General features: G+C 40.7%; 18 protein-coding genes, 7 tRNA genes and 2 pseudogenes. 23 read left to right on the forward strand and 4 right to left on the reverse strand.

Annotation, left to right across the window (positions count from 1 at the left end; translation table 11 throughout):
- The first annotated feature begins 5 nt into the window (after nucleotides 1–5).
- The 12 genes from alr to ACZ07B_RS19325 all read left to right on the forward strand — a co-directional run bounded on the left by alr (nucleotide 6) and on the right by ACZ07B_RS19325 (nucleotide 9,150).
- The gene (gene alr / locus ACZ07B_RS19270) at nucleotides 6–1,175 is read left to right on the forward strand and encodes an alanine racemase (RefSeq protein WP_395530733.1); all 1,170 of its coding nucleotides are present in this window, start codon (nucleotides 6–8) and stop codon (nucleotides 1,173–1,175) included.
- Between the two features lie 115 nt (nucleotides 1,176–1,290).
- Complete coding sequence (gene endB / locus ACZ07B_RS19275) at nucleotides 1,291–1,572, forward strand: type II toxin-antitoxin system antitoxin EndoAI (RefSeq protein WP_003225183.1); 282 nt, start codon at nucleotides 1,291–1,293, stop codon at nucleotides 1,570–1,572.
- Between the two features lie 4 nt (nucleotides 1,573–1,576).
- Complete coding sequence (ndoA, locus tag ACZ07B_RS19280) at nucleotides 1,577–1,927, forward strand: type II toxin-antitoxin system endoribonuclease NdoA (RefSeq protein WP_003156187.1); 351 nt, start codon at nucleotides 1,577–1,579, stop codon at nucleotides 1,925–1,927.
- Between the two features lie 114 nt (nucleotides 1,928–2,041).
- On the forward strand, nucleotides 2,042–2,866 hold the full coding sequence (gene rsbRA, locus ACZ07B_RS19285; RefSeq protein WP_009966610.1) for an RsbT co-antagonist protein RsbRA: 825 nt from the start codon (nucleotides 2,042–2,044) through the stop codon (nucleotides 2,864–2,866).
- A gap of 4 nt (nucleotides 2,867–2,870) precedes the next feature.
- A complete protein-coding gene (gene rsbS, locus ACZ07B_RS19290; protein ID WP_003225190.1) occupies nucleotides 2,871–3,236 on the forward strand; it encodes an RsbT antagonist protein RsbS in 366 nt (121 codons plus the stop codon).
- A gap of 3 nt (nucleotides 3,237–3,239) precedes the next feature.
- Complete coding sequence (gene rsbT / locus ACZ07B_RS19295) at nucleotides 3,240–3,641, forward strand: serine/threonine-protein kinase RsbT (protein ID WP_003246640.1); 402 nt, start codon at nucleotides 3,240–3,242, stop codon at nucleotides 3,639–3,641.
- 11 nt (nucleotides 3,642–3,652) lie between these two features.
- Nucleotides 3,653–4,660: a phosphoserine phosphatase RsbU gene (gene rsbU / locus ACZ07B_RS19300; protein ID WP_003234295.1), complete on the forward strand. Its 1,008-nt coding sequence runs from the start codon at nucleotides 3,653–3,655 to the stop codon at nucleotides 4,658–4,660.
- Nucleotides 4,661–4,721: 61 nt separating this feature from the next.
- Nucleotides 4,722–5,051, forward strand: a complete 330-nt coding sequence (gene rsbV, locus ACZ07B_RS19305) for an anti-sigma factor antagonist RsbV (protein WP_003234298.1) — start codon at nucleotides 4,722–4,724, stop codon at nucleotides 5,049–5,051.
- Nucleotides 5,048–5,530 carry an anti-sigma B factor RsbW gene (rsbW, locus tag ACZ07B_RS19310; protein WP_003234299.1) on the forward strand — a complete coding sequence of 161 codons (483 nt, stop codon included), beginning with the start codon at nucleotides 5,048–5,050 and terminating at the stop codon, nucleotides 5,528–5,530. The genes rsbV and rsbW overlap by 4 nt, the downstream gene beginning before the upstream one ends.
- Nucleotides 5,496–6,284: an RNA polymerase sigma factor SigB gene (gene sigB, locus ACZ07B_RS19315; protein ID WP_003246715.1), complete on the forward strand. Its 789-nt coding sequence runs from the start codon at nucleotides 5,496–5,498 to the stop codon at nucleotides 6,282–6,284. Before rsbW ends, sigB begins: the two co-directional genes overlap by 35 nt.
- Nucleotides 6,284–6,883 carry a phosphoserine phosphatase RsbX gene (gene rsbX / locus ACZ07B_RS19320; protein WP_003234303.1) on the forward strand — a complete coding sequence of 200 codons (600 nt, stop codon included), beginning with the start codon at nucleotides 6,284–6,286 and terminating at the stop codon, nucleotides 6,881–6,883. Before sigB ends, rsbX begins: the two co-directional genes overlap by 1 nt.
- A 107-nt stretch (nucleotides 6,884–6,990) precedes the next feature.
- The gene (locus ACZ07B_RS19325; RefSeq protein WP_464877559.1) at nucleotides 6,991–9,150 is read left to right on the forward strand and encodes a Tex family protein; all 2,160 of its coding nucleotides are present in this window, start codon (nucleotides 6,991–6,993) and stop codon (nucleotides 9,148–9,150) included.
- Nucleotides 9,151–9,159: 9 nt separating this feature from the next.
- Here the strand turns inward: ACZ07B_RS19325 and cmpA are convergent, their stop codons facing one another.
- Nucleotides 9,160–9,273 (reverse strand): cortex morphogenetic protein CmpA, encoded by a 114-nt coding sequence (gene cmpA / locus ACZ07B_RS19330; RefSeq protein WP_003225207.1) that lies wholly within the window; start codon nucleotides 9,271–9,273, stop codon nucleotides 9,160–9,162.
- Between the two features lie 103 nt (nucleotides 9,274–9,376).
- Between cmpA and ACZ07B_RS19335 the strand changes: the two are divergent.
- The 8 genes and pseudogenes from ACZ07B_RS19335 (at nucleotide 9,377) to ACZ07B_RS19370 (ending at nucleotide 10,667) form a co-directional block, all read left to right on the forward strand.
- Nucleotides 9,377–9,837: pseudogene (locus ACZ07B_RS19335) on the forward strand (SprT family protein).
- 112 nt (nucleotides 9,838–9,949) lie between these two features.
- Nucleotides 9,950–10,024, forward strand: a tRNA-Asn gene (locus ACZ07B_RS19340).
- Between the two features lie 4 nt (nucleotides 10,025–10,028).
- A tRNA-Ser gene (locus tag ACZ07B_RS19345) sits at nucleotides 10,029–10,119 on the forward strand.
- A 29-nt stretch (nucleotides 10,120–10,148) separates the two neighbouring features.
- Nucleotides 10,149–10,220: transfer RNA gene (locus ACZ07B_RS19350), tRNA-Glu, on the forward strand.
- Nucleotides 10,221–10,231: 11 nt separating this feature from the next.
- Nucleotides 10,232–10,306, forward strand: a tRNA-Gln gene (locus ACZ07B_RS19355).
- 27 nt (nucleotides 10,307–10,333) lie between these two features.
- Nucleotides 10,334–10,409: transfer RNA gene (locus tag ACZ07B_RS19360), tRNA-Lys, on the forward strand.
- Between the two features lie 11 nt (nucleotides 10,410–10,420).
- A tRNA-Leu gene (locus ACZ07B_RS19365) sits at nucleotides 10,421–10,502 on the forward strand.
- Nucleotides 10,503–10,583: 81 nt separating this feature from the next.
- Nucleotides 10,584–10,667: transfer RNA gene (locus ACZ07B_RS19370), tRNA-Leu, on the forward strand.
- An 83-nt stretch (nucleotides 10,668–10,750) separates the two neighbouring features.
- Here ACZ07B_RS19370 and ACZ07B_RS19375 read toward each other — a convergent pair.
- The 3 genes and pseudogenes from ACZ07B_RS19375 to ACZ07B_RS19385 all read right to left on the reverse strand — a co-directional run.
- Nucleotides 10,751–10,911, reverse strand: a pseudogene (locus ACZ07B_RS19375) (tyrosine-type recombinase/integrase); the annotation flags it as partial.
- Nucleotides 10,912–11,720: 809 nt separating this feature from the next.
- Entirely contained in the window at nucleotides 11,721–11,843 is a 123-nt protein-coding gene (locus ACZ07B_RS19380) for a class III lanthipeptide (RefSeq protein ID WP_187290709.1), read from the reverse strand.
- A 63-nt stretch (nucleotides 11,844–11,906) separates the two neighbouring features.
- Nucleotides 11,907–12,056, reverse strand: a complete 150-nt coding sequence (locus ACZ07B_RS19385; protein ID WP_153801663.1) for a hypothetical protein — start codon at nucleotides 12,054–12,056, stop codon at nucleotides 11,907–11,909.
- Nucleotides 12,057–12,247: 191 nt separating this feature from the next.
- Here ACZ07B_RS19385 and ACZ07B_RS19390 point away from each other — a divergent pair, with 191 nt between their 5' ends.
- From ACZ07B_RS19390 to ACZ07B_RS19400, 3 genes are read left to right on the forward strand one after another with little or no spacing between them, the layout of a single operon-like run.
- A complete protein-coding gene (locus tag ACZ07B_RS19390; RefSeq protein ID WP_224912735.1) occupies nucleotides 12,248–12,862 on the forward strand; it encodes a trypsin-like serine peptidase in 615 nt (204 codons plus the stop codon).
- A 14-nt stretch (nucleotides 12,863–12,876) separates the two neighbouring features.
- The gene (gene lanKC, locus ACZ07B_RS19395) at nucleotides 12,877–15,564 is read left to right on the forward strand and encodes a class III lanthionine synthetase LanKC (RefSeq protein WP_464877560.1); all 2,688 of its coding nucleotides are present in this window, start codon (nucleotides 12,877–12,879) and stop codon (nucleotides 15,562–15,564) included.
- On the forward strand, nucleotides 15,527–15,655 hold the full coding sequence (locus ACZ07B_RS19400) for a class III lanthipeptide (RefSeq protein WP_187290710.1): 129 nt from the start codon (nucleotides 15,527–15,529) through the stop codon (nucleotides 15,653–15,655). Before lanKC ends, ACZ07B_RS19400 begins: the two co-directional genes overlap by 38 nt.
- The last annotated feature ends 105 nt before the right edge of the window (nucleotides 15,656–15,760 follow it).

Genomic DNA, 15,760 nt, shown 5'->3' on the forward strand with positions numbered 1-15,760 from the left:
TCGTAATGAGCACAAAACCTTTTTACAGAGATACGTGGGCGGAAATTGACTTGTCCGCGATAAAGGAAAATGTCAGCAATATGAAAAAACATATCGGTGAACATGTCCACCTGATGGCAGTTGTGAAAGCAAACGCCTACGGGCATGGTGATGCAGAAACAGCAAAGGCTGCTCTTGACGCAGGTGCTTCATGCTTGGCCGTGGCCATTTTGGATGAAGCGATTTCACTGCGCAAAAAGGGCTTGAAGGCGCCTATTTTGGTGCTTGGCGCGGTTCCCCCAGAGTATGTGGCAATCGCTGCTGAGTATGACGTGACCTTAACGGGTTATTCTGTTGAATGGCTTCAGGAGGCAGCCCGCCACACGAAAAAAGGTTCTCTTCATTTTCATCTAAAGGTCGATACGGGGATGAACAGGCTTGGTGTAAAAACAGAGGAAGAAGTTCAGAACGTGATGGCCATTCTTGACCGCAACCCTCGTTTAAAGTGCAAAGGGGTATTTACCCATTTTGCGACAGCGGATGAAAAAGAAAGAGGCTATTTCTTAATGCAGTTTGAGCGCTTTAAAGAGCTGATTGCTCCGCTGCCGTTAAAGAATCTGATGGTCCACTGCGCGAACAGCGCCGCCGGACTCCGGCTGAAAAAAGGCTTTTTTAATGCAGTCAGATTCGGCATCGGCATGTATGGCCTTCGCCCGTCTGCTGACATTTCGGACGAGATACCGTTTCAGCTGCGTCCGGCATTTACCCTGCATTCGACGCTGTCACATGTCAAACTGATCAGAAAAGGCGAGAGCGTCAGCTACGGAGCCGAGTACACAGCAGAAAGAGATACATGGATCGGGACGGTGCCTGTAGGCTATGCGGACGGCTGGCTCCGACAATTGAAAGGGACCGACATCCTTGTGAAGGGAAAACGCCTGAAAATTGCCGGCCGAATTTGCATGGACCAATTTATGGTGGAGCTGGATCAGGAATATCCGCCGGGCACAAAAGTCACATTAATAGGCCGGCAGGGGGATGAATATATTTCCATGGATGAGATTGCAGGAAGGCTCGAAACCATTAACTATGAGGTGGCCTGTACAATAAGTTCCCGTGTTCCCCGTATGTTTTTGGAAAATGGGAGTATAATGGAAGTAAGAAATCCTTTATTGCAGGTAAATACAAGCAATTAACTTACCTAAATGGAGAATTCATAAAACAGCTTTGCTTGAAGAGTGAATAATGGTATCATTATCACTGGATGGATAAAAGAGTCGTATCCGTAAGTTTGGTGGAGGTGTATGTTTTTTGTCTGAATCCAGCGCAAGAACCGAAATGAAAATCAGCTTGCCCGAAAACCTAGTAGCTGAATTGGATGGTGTAGCGATGCGGGAGAAACGAAGCAGAAACGAACTGATATCACAAGCAGTGAGAGCGTATGTCAGCGAACGAACAACTCGTCACAACCGTGATTTGATGAGACGCGGCTATATGGAAATGGCGAAAATCAACCTGAATATTTCTTCTGAGGCTCACTTTGCGGAGTGCGAGGCTGAAACGACAGTTGAGCGCTTAGTCAGCGGAGGATAATCATTTGATTGTGAAACGCGGCGATGTTTATTTTGCTGATTTATCTCCTGTTGTTGGCTCAGAGCAAGGCGGGGTGCGCCCGGTTTTAGTGATCCAAAATGACATCGGAAATCGCTTCAGCCCAACTGCTATTGTTGCAGCCATAACAGCACAAATACAGAAAGCGAAATTACCAACCCACGTCGAAATCGATGCAAAACGCTACGGTTTTGAAAGAGATTCCGTTATTTTGCTGGAGCAAATTCGGACGATTGACAAGCAAAGGTTAACGGATAAGATTACTCATCTGGATGATGAAATGATGGATAAGGTTGATGAAGCCTTACAAATCAGTTTGGCACTCATTGATTTTTAGACATATTTGCAGGTTGCTCAAATAGAGCAACTTTTTTTGTTTTCAAAAAACATAAACGATATAATAGTGAAATAACGAAAAAATATGTTGTTTTTTATTGGGAGGTAAGCGAATTTGATGTCGAATCAGACTGTATACCAGTTCATTGCCGAAAATCAAAATGAACTGCTCCAACTGTGGACTGACACACTAAAAGAATTAAGCGAGCAAGAATCCTATCAGCTGACTGACCAAGTGTATGAAAATATATCTAAAGAATATATCGACATTCTGCTGCTGTCTGTTAAGGACGAAAACGCTGCTGAAAGCCAAATCAGCGAACTGGCGCTTCGAGCGGTCCAAATCGGACTGTCTATGAAGTTTTTGGCTACTGCACTTGCTGAATTCTGGAAGCGTCTCTACACGAAAATGAATGATAAGAGATTGCCAGATCAAGAGAGCACGGAATTAATCTGGCAGATTGATCGCTTTTTCAGCCCGATTAACACAGAAATTTTTAATCAATACTCAATCTCATGGGAAAAAACAGTATCCCTGCAAAAAATCGCGCTGCAAGAGCTGTCTGCGCCGCTTATCCCGGTGTTTGAAAATATCACTGTGATGCCTCTTGTCGGAACAATTGATACTGAACGCGCGAAACGAATTATGGAAAATCTTCTTAATGGCGTTGTCAAACACCGTTCCCAAGTCGTGCTGATTGACATTACAGGTGTCCCTGTCGTCGATACGATGGTTGCCCATCATATTATTCAGGCATCAGAAGCAGTAAGGCTTGTCGGAGCAAAATGCCTGCTGGCCGGAATCCGCCCGGAAATTGCTCAAACCATCGTCAATTTGGGGATTGATTTATCCCAAGTTATAACTAAGAATACCCTGCAAAAAGGAATTCAAACAGCATTGGAAATGACGGATCGAAAAATCGTTTCATTGGGGGAATAACATTTTGAGACATCCGAAAATCCCGATCTTGAAACTGTATAATTGCTTATTAGTGTCCATTCAGTGGGAACTTGATGACCAAACAGCATTAACCTTTCAAGAAGACTTATTAAATAAAATATACGAAACAGGTGCTAACGGAGTCGTCATTGACCTGACATCTGTGGATATGATTGATTCATTTATCGCGAAAGTGCTGGGCGACGTCATTACAATGTCTAAGTTAATGGGGGCTAAAGTCGTCTTGACCGGCATTCAGCCTGCTGTGGCAGTGACGCTGATTGAACTTGGAATCGCACTTGAGGAAATCGAAACTGCGCTCGACTTAGAGCAGGGGCTTGAGACATTGAAGCGGGAATTGGGGGAATAGCGAATGAACGACCAATCCTGTGTAAGAATCATGACAGAATGGGATATTGTGGCCGCCAGACAGTTGGGACGAAACGTTGCGAAAGAACTGGGTTTCGGCACGGTAGACCAGGCTAGAATTACAACGGCTATTTCAGAATTAGCCAGGAATATTTATTTATATGCCGGCAAAGGGCAGATTGGAATTGAACAGGTCGCAGACAGAGGAAAAAAAGGCCTGAAAATTATAGCGGAAGACCAAGGGCCGGGAATTCCTGATATCCGAAAAGTCATGGAAGACGGGTTTTCAACGTCTGGAGGACTTGGTGCGGGACTTCCCGGGGTCAAAAGGCTGATGGATGAATTCAGCTTAAATTCCGTAGCGGGGGAAGGAACAGAGATACAAGCCATCAAATGGCTTCGGTAGGAGGTAAGAACGTGGATTTTAGGGAGGTTATTGAGCAGCGGTATCATCAGCTGCTTAGTCGATATATAGCCGAATTAACAGAAACATCTTTATATCAAGCCCAAAAATTCAGCCGAAAAACAATCGAGCACCAAATTCCTCCGGAAGAAATCATCAGCATTCACAGAAAAGTGCTGAAGGAGCTGTATCCAAGTCTCCCGGAAGATGTGTTTCATTCGCTGGATTTTTTAATAGAAGTCATGATTGGTTATGGAATGGCTTATCAGGAGCATCAAACCCTTAGAGGGATACAGCAGGAAATCAAATCAGAAATTGAAATCGCGGCAAATGTCCAGCAGACGCTGCTCGGAACTAAAGTTCCTCAGGAAGAAGCGCTGGATATCGGCGCCATCAGTGTTCCCGCTAAACAGATGAGCGGTGATTACTACCACTTTGTCAAAGACAAGGAATCCATCAATATCGCAATCGCGGACGTGATCGGAAAAGGCATTCCAGCGGCTTTATGCATGTCCATGATTAAATACGCGATGGACTCTTTGCCGGAAACGGGCATACACCCTTCTCAAGTGCTGAAAAATTTGAATCGTGTTGTTGAACAAAACGTTGATGCCAGTATGTTTATTACGATGTTTTATGCGAATTACAATATGGACAAGCATCAATTTACATATGCTTCAGCGGGACATGAACCGGGATTCTATTATTCTCAAAAAGACAACACGTTTTACGATTTAGAGGCCAAAGGACTCGTTCTCGGCATCTCGCAGGACTATGACTACAAACAATTCGATCAGCATCTGGAAAAGGGCGATATGATTGTTTTATTTTCTGACGGCGTCACAGAATGCAGAACGGAAAACGGTTTCTTGGAGCGTCCTGATCTGCAGAAGCTCATTGAGGAACATATGTGTTCCTCCGCGCAGGAAATGGTCAAAAACATTTATGACAGCCTCCTCAAATTGCAGGATTTTCAGCTTCACGATGATTTTACGTTAATTGTTTTGCGGAGAAAGGTTTAACGTCTGTCAGACCAGGGTATAAAGCAACTAGTGATTTGAAGGAAAATTTGAGGTGATACGAATGAATATAAATGTTGATGTGAAGCAAAACGAGAATGATATACAAGTAAACATTGCAGGAGAAATTGATGTATACTCAGCCCCGGTGCTTAGAGAGAAGCTCGTTCCTCTGGCAGAACAAGGAGCTGACTTAAGAATTTGCCTGAAAGATGTCAGCTACATGGACAGTACCGGATTGGGCGTTTTTGTAGGGACCTTTAAAATGGTGAAAAAACAAGGCGGTTCGCTGAAACTTGAAAATCTTTCTGAACGGCTGATCCGACTGTTTGACATTACAGGCTTGAAGGACATCATTGATATTTCTGCAAAGTCAGAAGGTGGAGTGCAATGAAGAATAACGCTGATTACATCGAAATGAAAGTGCCGGCCCAACCTGAATATGTGGGAATTATAAGACTGACGCTGTCAGGGGTCGCAAGCAGAATGGGCTATACGTACGATGAAATTGAAGACTTGAAAATCGCAGTCAGCGAGGCGTGCACAAATGCGGTCCAGCACGCTTACAAAGAAGATAAAAATGGGGAAGTGTCAATACGATTCGGTGTGTTTGAAGACCGTTTAGAGGTTATTGTGGCGGATGAAGGAGACAGCTTTGACTTTGATCAAAAGCAGCAGGATCTAGGGCCGTACACACCTTCGCACACAGTTGATCAATTATCAGAAGGAGGGCTCGGTCTATATTTAATGGAAACGCTCATGGATGAAGTCAGAGTGCAAAACCACTCCGGCGTCACCGTAGCGATGACAAAGTATTTAAATGGGGAGCGAGTTGATCATGACACAACCATCAAAAACTACGAAACTAACTAAAGATGAAGTCGATCGGCTCATAAGCGATTACCAAACAAAGCAAGATGAACAGGCGCAGGAAACGCTTGTGCGGGTGTATACAAATCTGGTTGATATGCTTGCGAAAAAATATTCAAAAGGCAAAAGCTTCCACGAGGATCTCCGCCAGGTCGGCATGATCGGGTTGCTAGGCGCGATTAAGCGATACGATCCTGTTGTCGGCAAATCGTTTGAAGCTTTTGCAATTCCGACAATCATCGGTGAAATTAAACGTTTCCTCAGAGATAAAACATGGAGCGTTCATGTGCCGAGACGAATTAAAGAACTGGGTCCAAGAATCAAAATGGCGGTTGATCAGCTGACCACTGAAACACAAAGATCGCCGAAAGTCGAAGAGATTGCCGAATTCCTCGATGTTTCTGAAGAAGAGGTTCTTGAAACGATGGAAATGGGCAAAAGCTATCAAGCTTTATCCGTTGACCACAGCATTGAAGCGGATTCGGACGGAAGCACCGTCACGATTCTTGATATCGTCGGATCACAGGAGGACGGATATGAGCGGGTCAACCAGCAATTGATGCTGCAAAGCGTGCTTCATGTCCTTTCAGATCGTGAAAAACAAATCATAGACCTTACGTATATTCAAAACAAAAGCCAAAAAGAAACTGGGGACATTCTCGGTATATCTCAAATGCACGTCTCGCGCTTGCAACGCAAAGCTGTGAAGAAGCTCAGAGAGGCCTTGATTGAAGATCCCTCGATGGAGTTAATGTAATGATCCAGGTTGAAGAAAACGAGCATATTCAAACTCTAGTATATCAACTGAATAAAGAAGGGAAATCGATTTGCGGTGACAGCTTTTTTATGAAAGCTGATGATAAGGAGTTAATTTGCGCGGTTGCTGACGGACTGGGAAGTGGATCACTTGCTAACGAATCTTCTGCAGCCATCAAAGACTTAGTGGAAAACTATGCGAATGAAGACGTAGAAAGCATTATCGAACGCTGTAATCAGGCGATGAAAAACAAAAGAGGCGCTACAGCATCTATCCTGAAAATCAATTTTGAGCAAAGGCAGTTTACGTACTGCTCTGTCGGAAATGTACGGTTTATTCTGCATTCCCCGTCTGGTGAAAGCTTTTATCCTCTGCCGATTTCGGGCTATTTATCAGGCAAGCCGCAAAAATACAAAACGCACACCGCCACCTATGAAAAGGGTTCAAAGTTCATTATACATACAGATGGACTCAACGTACCTGATATCCGCTCCCACTTGAAAAAAGGCCAATCGGTAGAAGAAATATCGAATTCGCTGAAAATGTATACGACATCGAGAAAAGATGACCTGACCTATATTCTCGGACAGCTGTCCTAGAGAATAAGAACAAGAAGAAGCTGGAATACCGGCTTCTTTTTTTTATGTGTTTTTTTCGGTTTTTGATACACTAGAGAAAGAACGACAAAATTGGAGGCTTTGGTTACATGGAAACGTCAGCCCTTTTAAAACAGCAAATTGCGAAAGAAATAGGTTTATCACAAAAACACGTTGAAAGTGTCATCCGCCTGCTTGAGGACGGCAATACAGTCCCGTTTATTGCCCGGTATCGAAAAGAGCAGACGGGTTCAATGGATGAGGTTCAGATTCAGACGATTTCTGAACGCTGGCAATACATACAAAACCTGAATCAGCGAAAAGAAGAAGTCATCAGGCTGATTGCAGAGCAGGATAAACTGACAGATGATCTAAAACGTAAAATCGAGCAATCGGTGAAGCTTCAGGAAGTGGAAGACCTTTACCGCCCTTATAAACAAAAACGTAAAACAAAGGCGACAGTCGCCAAAAGCAAAGGCCTGGAGCCGCTTGCCGACTATATCCTGACACTTCCCCAAGATGATCGTCTGGCAGCAACTGCAGACCAATACATCAGCGAAGAAAAAGAAGTGTTCACACGAGAAGAAGCGATTGAAGGTGCCAAGCACATTATTGCAGAACAAATCTCAGACGAGCCGACCTTCAGAAAGTGGATTCGCCAGGAAACCTTCAAAAGAGGAACCATTAAGTCTGCAGCCGGAAAGTCGGCAGACACCGATGAGAAAAATGTGTATGAAATGTATTACGAGTATGAAGAGCCAATTGCAAAAGTTGTTCCGCATAGGGTGCTGGCAATGAACCGCGGCGAAAAAGAAGACATTTTAAAGGTAGCGATTGAACCGCCTGCGGATCACATTAAGGCGTATTTAGAAAAACAAATCATCAAAAATCGCTCAACATCCGTAAGAGAGATTTTGCAGGAGACAATTGAAGACAGCTATAAAAGGCTGATCCAGCCGGCAATCGAGCGTGAAATCAGGAAAGAGCTCTCAGAAAAAGCTGATGAACAGGCGATTCATATTTTCTCAGAGAATTTGAGAAAGCTTCTTTTGCAGCCGCCGATGAAAGGCAAAACTGTTCTCGGTGTTGACCCAGCCTTTCGAACTGGCTGTAAGCTCGCTGTGTTAGATGAGACCGGAAAAGTCTTGAAAATTGATGTGATCTATCCGCATGCGCCAGTCAACAAAACAAAAGAAGCCCATGAAAAAGTGAAAAAGATTCTTGAGCAGTATCAAGTCGAGATGGTGGCGATCGGAAACGGCACAGCATCCAGAGAAACAGAGCAATTCATCGTCAATGTACTCAAAGACATGCCGCGCAAAATTTATTATGTGATCGTCAATGAAGCGGGAGCAAGCGTCTATTCGGCTTCAGAGCTTGCCAGAGAAGAATTCCCTGACCTTAAGGTTGAAGAGCGCAGTGCCGTATCTATTGCGCGGAGACTTCAAGACCCGCTCGCGGAGCTCGTTAAGATCGATCCGAAGTCTGTTGGTGTCGGACAGTATCAGCATGACGTCAGCCAAAAACGCTTAAATGAATCTCTGCGGTTTGTCGTCGAAACTGTCGTAAACCAGGTTGGAGTAAACGTCAACACAGCCTCCGCCGCACTGCTTCAATATGTAGCTGGATTATCGAAGTCTGTAGCAGGCAACGTTGTCAAAAAACGCGAGGAAATCGGAAAGTTTTCAAATCGAAAAGAACTGAAGGACATCCCAAGGCTCGGTGCGAAAACCTATGAACAATGTATCGGTTTCTTAAGAGTGCAGGAAGGGACAGAGCCTTTGGATAGAACAGGCATTCACCCGGAAAGATATAAAGAAACAAAAGCGCTTTTGAAAAAACTCGGACTTTCAACAGAACATATCGGCACGGCGGAATTGAAGGACAAAATCAATCAGCTGGCGCTTTCTGAAACGGCAAAAGAGCTGGGAATCGGCGAAATCACTCTGAAAGACATTTGTGAACAGCTGACAAGGCCGGAACGCGATCCGCGCGATGAGGTGCCTAAGCCTTTGCTGAAAACAGACGTCCTTCAGCTGGAAGATTTGAAAGAGGGAATGGAACTGCAGGGCACCGTGCGCAATGTAGTGGACTTCGGAGCGTTTATTGATATCGGAGTCAAACAAGACGGGCTTGTGCATATCTCAAAACTGAGCAATCAATTCGTCAAGCATCCTCTTGATGTCGTATCTGTGGGCGATATCGTGACAGTTTGGGTTGACGGCGTAGATGTACAAAAAGGCAGAGTATCGCTGTCTATGGTAAAATAAAAGCACTGCTTACGAGCAGTGTTTTTTCCTATAGAAATACCAGCATTGATTCAGCAGTTTAATTTGGTAATTATCTTTTTCAAGGAACGCTTTTTGCATCTGCTTTTTAAGCCAATTTGGCATAGGCTCATTCCTCCTCAGCTTTTATCATAAGAGGGACGGTGATTACCATATTGTATGCGAACGGTGAATTGTCCCGTTCAATGTTTTTTAAGTGAGGTGCACTATGGATAATATAGAGCTTCAAAAGCTGACAGAGGATATTTCTAAAACGTATTTTAAAAAGCCGTTCCGCCATCAGGCGCTTTTTAATGACAGGCTTAAAACCACTGGCGGCAGGTACCTGTTAACCTCCCATAACATTGAATTGAACAGAAAATATCTGATTGAACACGGCAGGGAGGAACTGATCGGCATCATCAAGCACGAGCTCTGCCATTATCATCTTCATCTTGAAGGAAAAGGGTACAAGCACAGAGACAGAGATTTTAGAATGCTTTTGCAGCAAGTCAACGCGCCGAGGTTCTGTACACCCCTTAAGAAAAAAGCGGAAAAAAAAAAACTTATATGTATATCTGTACGGCCTGCGGCCAACAGTATATAAAGAAGCGCGCCATGAACCCTGACAGATACAGGTGCGGAAAATGCCGCGGAAAAATAAAAGAATTTTTTCGTGAAAAAGGTTGACGAATATGGCAAGCCTATGTTACATTATAAAAGTCGTTACGAGAGATAAATAAAAACATTTACCTCTTGACACTGTAAATCAAGGCTGATATAATAAGTCTTGTCTCATTATTCCACAGTAGCTCAGTGGTAGAGCTATCGGCTGTTAACCGATCGGTCGCAGGTTCGAATCCTGCCTGTGGAGCCATATTGGAGAAGTACTCAAGTGGCTGAAGAGGCGCCCCTGCTAAGGGTGTAGGTCGCGTAAGCGGCGCGAGGGTTCAAATCCCTCCTTCTCCGCCATAAGATTTCGATATAAGTTCTCAACCATCGGCCCGTTGGTCAAGCGGTTAAGACACCGCCCTTTCACGGCGGTAACACGGGTTCGAATCCCGTACGGGTCATTCCATTTCGTTGGGCTATAGCCAAGCGGTAAGGCAACGGACTTTGACTCCGTCATGCGTTGGTTCGAATCCAGCTAGCCCAGCCATTTTTATTTTTTGAAATCTAATAGTAAGAGCCATTAGCTCAGTTGGTAGAGCATCTGACTTTTAATCAGAGGGTCGAAGGTTCGAGTCCTTCATGGCTCACCATTTGTCTTTTTGCGGGTGTGGCGGAATTGGCAGACGCGCTAGACTTAGGATCTAGTGTCTTACGACGTGGGGGTTCGAGTCCCTTCACCCGCACTTTATTTACAAAGTGCACGCAAATCGGTTTTACTAGGTTAAGAGCCTACTAAACCAGCACAAACACAATTTAATGATCACGCGGTCGTGGCGGAATGGCAGACGCGCTAGGTTGAGGGCCTAGTGGGTGAATAACCCGTGGAGGTTCAAGTCCTCTCGGCCGCATCAATGATACCAAGGGTTGTAGACCTTTGGTATTTTTTTATGCTCTCTTATAATTTTAAGGTTTACTCCTTTTTACCCACTTGTTAGAATAATGCATCCAGCTTATCAGCAGTTTCTTTTTGTTTATTGGAAAAGAGATGCAAGAAAAATCAGTTGTTGTTCTGATGGGAGCATGTCCAAGTCGTTCTTTTATTGTGATATAATCTTCTCTTTGATCAATTAACAATTTGACATGGGAATACTTTAGCTGTGAAGTCAGGTTGGTTAAACTCCTTCTCAATTTAAGAACCGCTACTATAAAATCATGTGAATAGCAAAGAGGGACTTGTTTATTAAAGAGAGAATGTGAAGGGAACGAATAGGAAAACATCTATTCATTTGATAGGTAATTATGAAAAAAGAGATTATCTTAATTACTGAGTACTAGGAAAATACATGATGTAAATATATGTCAATGAGCTATATAGAATGGTTCCAAGTTACGATGCGATTGTCGTCCATATAAGGTCACTAAAATTAGAGAAAGTCTATACAAACTCTAAAAAGATTCAAAGGTGATTGTGTAAAGTTTAAAATCTTTTTGTGGGGAGATCTTTTGCGTTTTCCACCCGTACTTGTTTATTTAGCTTTCTATCCCCCTAAACTAGATATTCTTAGTCCAATATTGATAAAAAGAATGGGCGATCTTCCTCTATAACTTCCTTAAACGGACACCATTCTCGTAACTCTACCTTCTATCAGTCGCGTTCCCAATAACCTGGTTAGATGAGCAGGTTATTTTATTTCAACTGATGAATTAATGAAGCTGTACTTTGCTCTCTTTTTTTCTTTTGAATAGATTGCACAGAGTAAAACCTATACCATTAACCCCTGCATATGGTAGCAATTCACTTTTCTGCTCCATATTCATACACCTGGGTTAATTACGGCTACTTTGGTACGCCTCCAAACCTCTGATCTAATTTGTACGATATAACCTAAATAAAAAGGGCTATAAAGAAGCTGCCCTTAAAAATTTTAAGGACAGCAAGATGATATAAACTTCACTATAAATTAACAAATAAACAAACTTATGTTACTTCTGCCTAAACAGCCAATACTCACATTGGATTGAATTTTATTACTCTTAGGTATATCGGTGTCATAAAGTTTCTGAAGTGAAAGAACTTTTTTCATAATGCTATACCTCCAGTTTATTCATTAGATTGTGAAATAGTAAAAACCTAATGGAAATCTTCATTAAAAACCACCTATGGAAGTACAAGCGTATAGACTTACTGAGCTGCCTTGACCACCCTCACAAATAAAAATACTGAGAACTGACTTTTTATCAGGGCTGTCACTTTTTTTCGTTGATAATTTTTGAAGTGACAAAATTTTATCAGACATTATAACACCTCCTTTTTGATTATGATTTTGTAAAAAAAGTGAAAATTTTCACTTTTCTCCATTGTAATATTTCCCATAGGGTATTACAATATAAATAACTTAAATTGCCTAAAAAAGAAAAAAAAGAAATAGAAAGGTAATGAGTCATGGATAATATATGTAAACTTAGTTTTCAATTAGGAAAATCAAAAGTGAATTCATTAGGTAGCGCATCTATTATCATATACAAAGATGAATTCTTTGTTGCTACTGCAGCTCATTGCCTATACGATGTAGGCAGTAATGAAATAGCTAAAAACATATCAATAGAAGTAGAGAACTGTGGAATGAAAGAATCGTATGATGTACTAAATATAGTAATACCTGAAAAATGGATTAGTACTCATAGGTTAACTTATGACTATGCTTTTGGATGGATTAAATTGCCTGAAAGCATGAGGAATGTTGCTTTTATTCCTAACTTTGATTTAAGTGGGATGATAGAAGAGCATAATAAAGCGGTTACATTAGCAGGCTACCCAATTTCATTTTTTAAATCTCAGAAGAAATACTCTAAAGGAGATTTAGATTTAACTCTTTTTAAAGAAGAGCAGCTTATTGGAATGAGATCCAAACTTAAACATGGGATATCTGGCGGTCCTTGGTTTTTTGAAAGTGATAATGAAAAATTCCAGATTGGTGTTACATCTGCAAGAATTAAAAGTTTCAAAAATAAGGTTTGGGCGTCTATTTGGACTAAAGATACAGAAAGAATACTAAACAAGTTATTGACAAGTGAGATGCAAGAAAAAATTATTCTAGCCTAAAGTGAGGGATTTTGATGGATTTAAGATATGTTGAGTTTTTGAGCCCAGGCAATTTATTTTATGAATTGGTAACACCGAATAAAATAGTAAACAATTATCGTATCCCAAACTTAAATTCTGAAGAGTGGAAACAAAACACGGATATTAATTGGAGTTATTGTATTAACACAAAGAAAAAGATGCCCAAACAAGGATGGAAAATACATATCACTACAGATATTGATGAGGCACAAAAGACTTTAGATATTGTCCTTCCATATCTCATTGAAAATGAAATATCCTTTAAATTTGTTCCTAATGAAAGGCAATTATTATTCAAAAACTCTAAAAACGGAGACAGAGCATCTTCGGGTAAATTCATTACAATCTATCCTTATGATAACAAGACTTTTCTAACATTACTTTCAGATTTAGATAATCTGACTAAAGCTTTAAAAAAAGGTCCTTATATATTGAATGATAAACGCTGGAAGTATTCAAATGTCTTCTTTCGTTATGGAGCATTTGTATCTATGTATGTGAATAAAGATGGACAAAATGTTCCAGCAATTCAGCGACCTGATGGCACATTAATTCCAGATGTCCGTGCTCCATATTATGAAGTTCCTGACTTTGTTGAAGAACCTGTTGAAATACAAATCATGACTAAAAAAGTTGATGCAGAACTTGATAAAGAAGACACATCGAAGTTTGATTCATACAATGTTATTTCTGCACTGCATTTTAGCAATGGTGGTGGAGTATATAAAGTTGAAAAAAACGGGAAAACGTTTGTTATGAAAGAAGGAAGACTTGGTTCAGGTTTGGATCGGTTGAAACTAGATGGTTTTAAACGAATTTATAAAGAGGCTGAAACAATAAAGCAATTAAGTGAGAAGCCTTACATAGTTGATTTTTACGATTATTTTGAGATTTGGGAAAATAACTATTTGATTGAAGAACATGTATCAGGAATTTCTCTTATGGAATATGTATCTCAAAACTTTCCGTTTTCATATAAAGAAGATAAAGATATTTATATGGAACGCATGATGCATGTGATAGATCAGTTGATTGATGCTTTAAAAGATCTTCATAGAAGTAAGATTGCACTCGGAGATTTACAGCCAAATAATGTATTGGTATTAGAGGATTACTCAATCAAATTAATAGACCTAGAAACTGCTGTAACTCCCGAAAGCAAATACACCCCCGCCTTAATGACTCCTGGTTACGTTACGGATCAAGCAGAAACTTTTGAGCAAGCAGATTGGTATGCATTACTTAGAATTTGCAGGTTTTTATTTTTACCGATAGAAAATTTATCTGATCTGTCAATTGATATTGAAATAAATCAAGATAAATGGATTGGAGAGAATTTTGGGGATGCAGTTTTAAATAAAATTCAAGAAATTCAAGAGAAGACATTACCAACCATCAAGAAATTAAGTGAAGCTGCTACTTTAACAATTCCACCAATGAAAATAAACTACAAGAATGTTAATGAGATAACTGAAGGTTTGCGAGCTGGAATTATGAGTCATTTAAAACCTAAGTCAGAAAGTTTAATATCCGGAGATATCAGGCAATTCATTGAAAAAATGGGCAGTCTATCAATCGCTAATGGAGGATTTGGTGGAATAATGGCCTTGGATAGAACAGGGACTCTATCCAATTCAGTTTATCAATGGGTTGATCATGTATTGGAGACAATATTGAATTTAGACACGGAAACATATAAAAATTTCCCGCTCGGTTTATTTAATGGTATCTCAGGCATATTGTCCGTTTTATACGACATTGGATATAAAGAAGAATCAATTAAACTGTTAGAGACAATGCCTTTGCCAGATACTGAAGATTCAGATTTAACACTGTTTTCCGGATTATCGGGAATTGGATTAAACTACCTGGCGTTTTATAGCATTACTCAGAAAAAGGACTTTCTAGATCGCTCTATAAAAATAGGAAATAGAATAATAGATGCCTATAAAGAAGACTGCTCCATCACTGTAAGGGATCCTTATGCAATGCCGTATGGCTTGTTAAATGGCTGGTCTGGAATCAGCTTGTATATTCTAATGTTAGGCAAGGCGACAAATGACAATGACTTAATAAAGCTGGCTAGCGAAATTTTTAATAAAGAAATAAGCAAAAACATTGAAATTGATTCTAAATTAGAATTAGCACAAATAAAAGAATATTCATTGGGCTATAAAAGGTTGATACCATATCTTGGTGAAGGTGCAGCTGGGATTGCATTAATTATGCTTGAATTCAATAAAAATCTTCCTGATTTTATGACAGAAAGTAATACTGAACTATTCAAAAAACTAACTAATGTTACAGACTTATATAGCACATTTGCAAGTGGCATCTTTCGAGGTGTGGGAGGAATGATTATTCTTGCGAATGCAATGAAATGTGAAGGGGTAAATACAGGCTCATTAGAATATACCATTAAAGCACTCGGGAATTATCTCCTGTATAAGAAACACGAAGGAATTTTAAGTCCAGGAGAGTATGGTTACCGACTATCTTTAGACTTACAAACAGGGAACAGCGGATTACTACTTGCTCTTTCTGATATAGATAGTGATAAATGGAGCAGTTGGTTACCGTTACCTAAAAACAATAATCTGAATCTCTTTGAAATAGACAAGTTCATTAAAGGAGCTGAAACAAATGAAAAAGCTATTATCTCTTCAGCACAAAGCACTTGATAAAGAGGTTACTCTATTAAAAGGCAGATCATCAGTAAGCTTAGGCTGCGATAAGATCAGTACAGTTAGTTTGTATTTCTGCGGTAACTAAGATTACTCACTGTTTAGACTAAAGGAGGTGAAACAAATGAAAAAGCTATTATCTCTTCAGCACAAAGCACTTGATAAAGAGGTTACTCTATTAAAAGGCAGATCA

The organism is Bacillus sp. 9.4 (assembly GCF_055486415.1).

What these genes read in the sequence shown, in the direction of transcription:
- ACZ07B_RS19385 (WP_153801663.1), bottom strand. Translation starts at nt 12,056, where the DNA reads ATGTCTGATAAAATTTTGTCACTTCAAAAATTATCAACGAAAAAAAGT.
- ACZ07B_RS19325 (WP_464877559.1), top strand. Translation starts at nt 6,991, where the DNA reads ATGGAAACGTCAGCCCTTTTAAAACAGCAAATTGCGAAAGAAATAGGT.
- rsbW (WP_003234299.1), top strand. Translation starts at nt 5,048, where the DNA reads ATGAAGAATAACGCTGATTACATCGAAATGAAAGTGCCGGCCCAACCT.
- ACZ07B_RS19380 (WP_187290709.1), bottom strand. Translation starts at nt 11,843, where the DNA reads ATGAAAAAAGTTCTTTCACTTCAGAAACTTTATGACACCGATATACCT.
- rsbT (WP_003246640.1), top strand. Translation starts at nt 3,240, where the DNA reads ATGAACGACCAATCCTGTGTAAGAATCATGACAGAATGGGATATTGTG.
- rsbX (WP_003234303.1), top strand. Translation starts at nt 6,284, where the DNA reads ATGATCCAGGTTGAAGAAAACGAGCATATTCAAACTCTAGTATATCAA.
- ACZ07B_RS19400 (WP_187290710.1), top strand. Translation starts at nt 15,527, where the DNA reads ATGAAAAAGCTATTATCTCTTCAGCACAAAGCACTTGATAAAGAGGTT.
- lanKC (WP_464877560.1), top strand. Translation starts at nt 12,877, where the DNA reads ATGGATTTAAGATATGTTGAGTTTTTGAGCCCAGGCAATTTATTTTAT.
- sigB (WP_003246715.1), top strand. Translation starts at nt 5,496, where the DNA reads ATGACACAACCATCAAAAACTACGAAACTAACTAAAGATGAAGTCGAT.
- cmpA (WP_003225207.1), bottom strand. Translation starts at nt 9,273, where the DNA reads ATGCCAAATTGGCTTAAAAAGCAGATGCAAAAAGCGTTCCTTGAAAAA.
- rsbV (WP_003234298.1), top strand. Translation starts at nt 4,722, where the DNA reads ATGAATATAAATGTTGATGTGAAGCAAAACGAGAATGATATACAAGTA.
- alr (WP_395530733.1), top strand. Translation starts at nt 6, where the DNA reads ATGAGCACAAAACCTTTTTACAGAGATACGTGGGCGGAAATTGACTTG.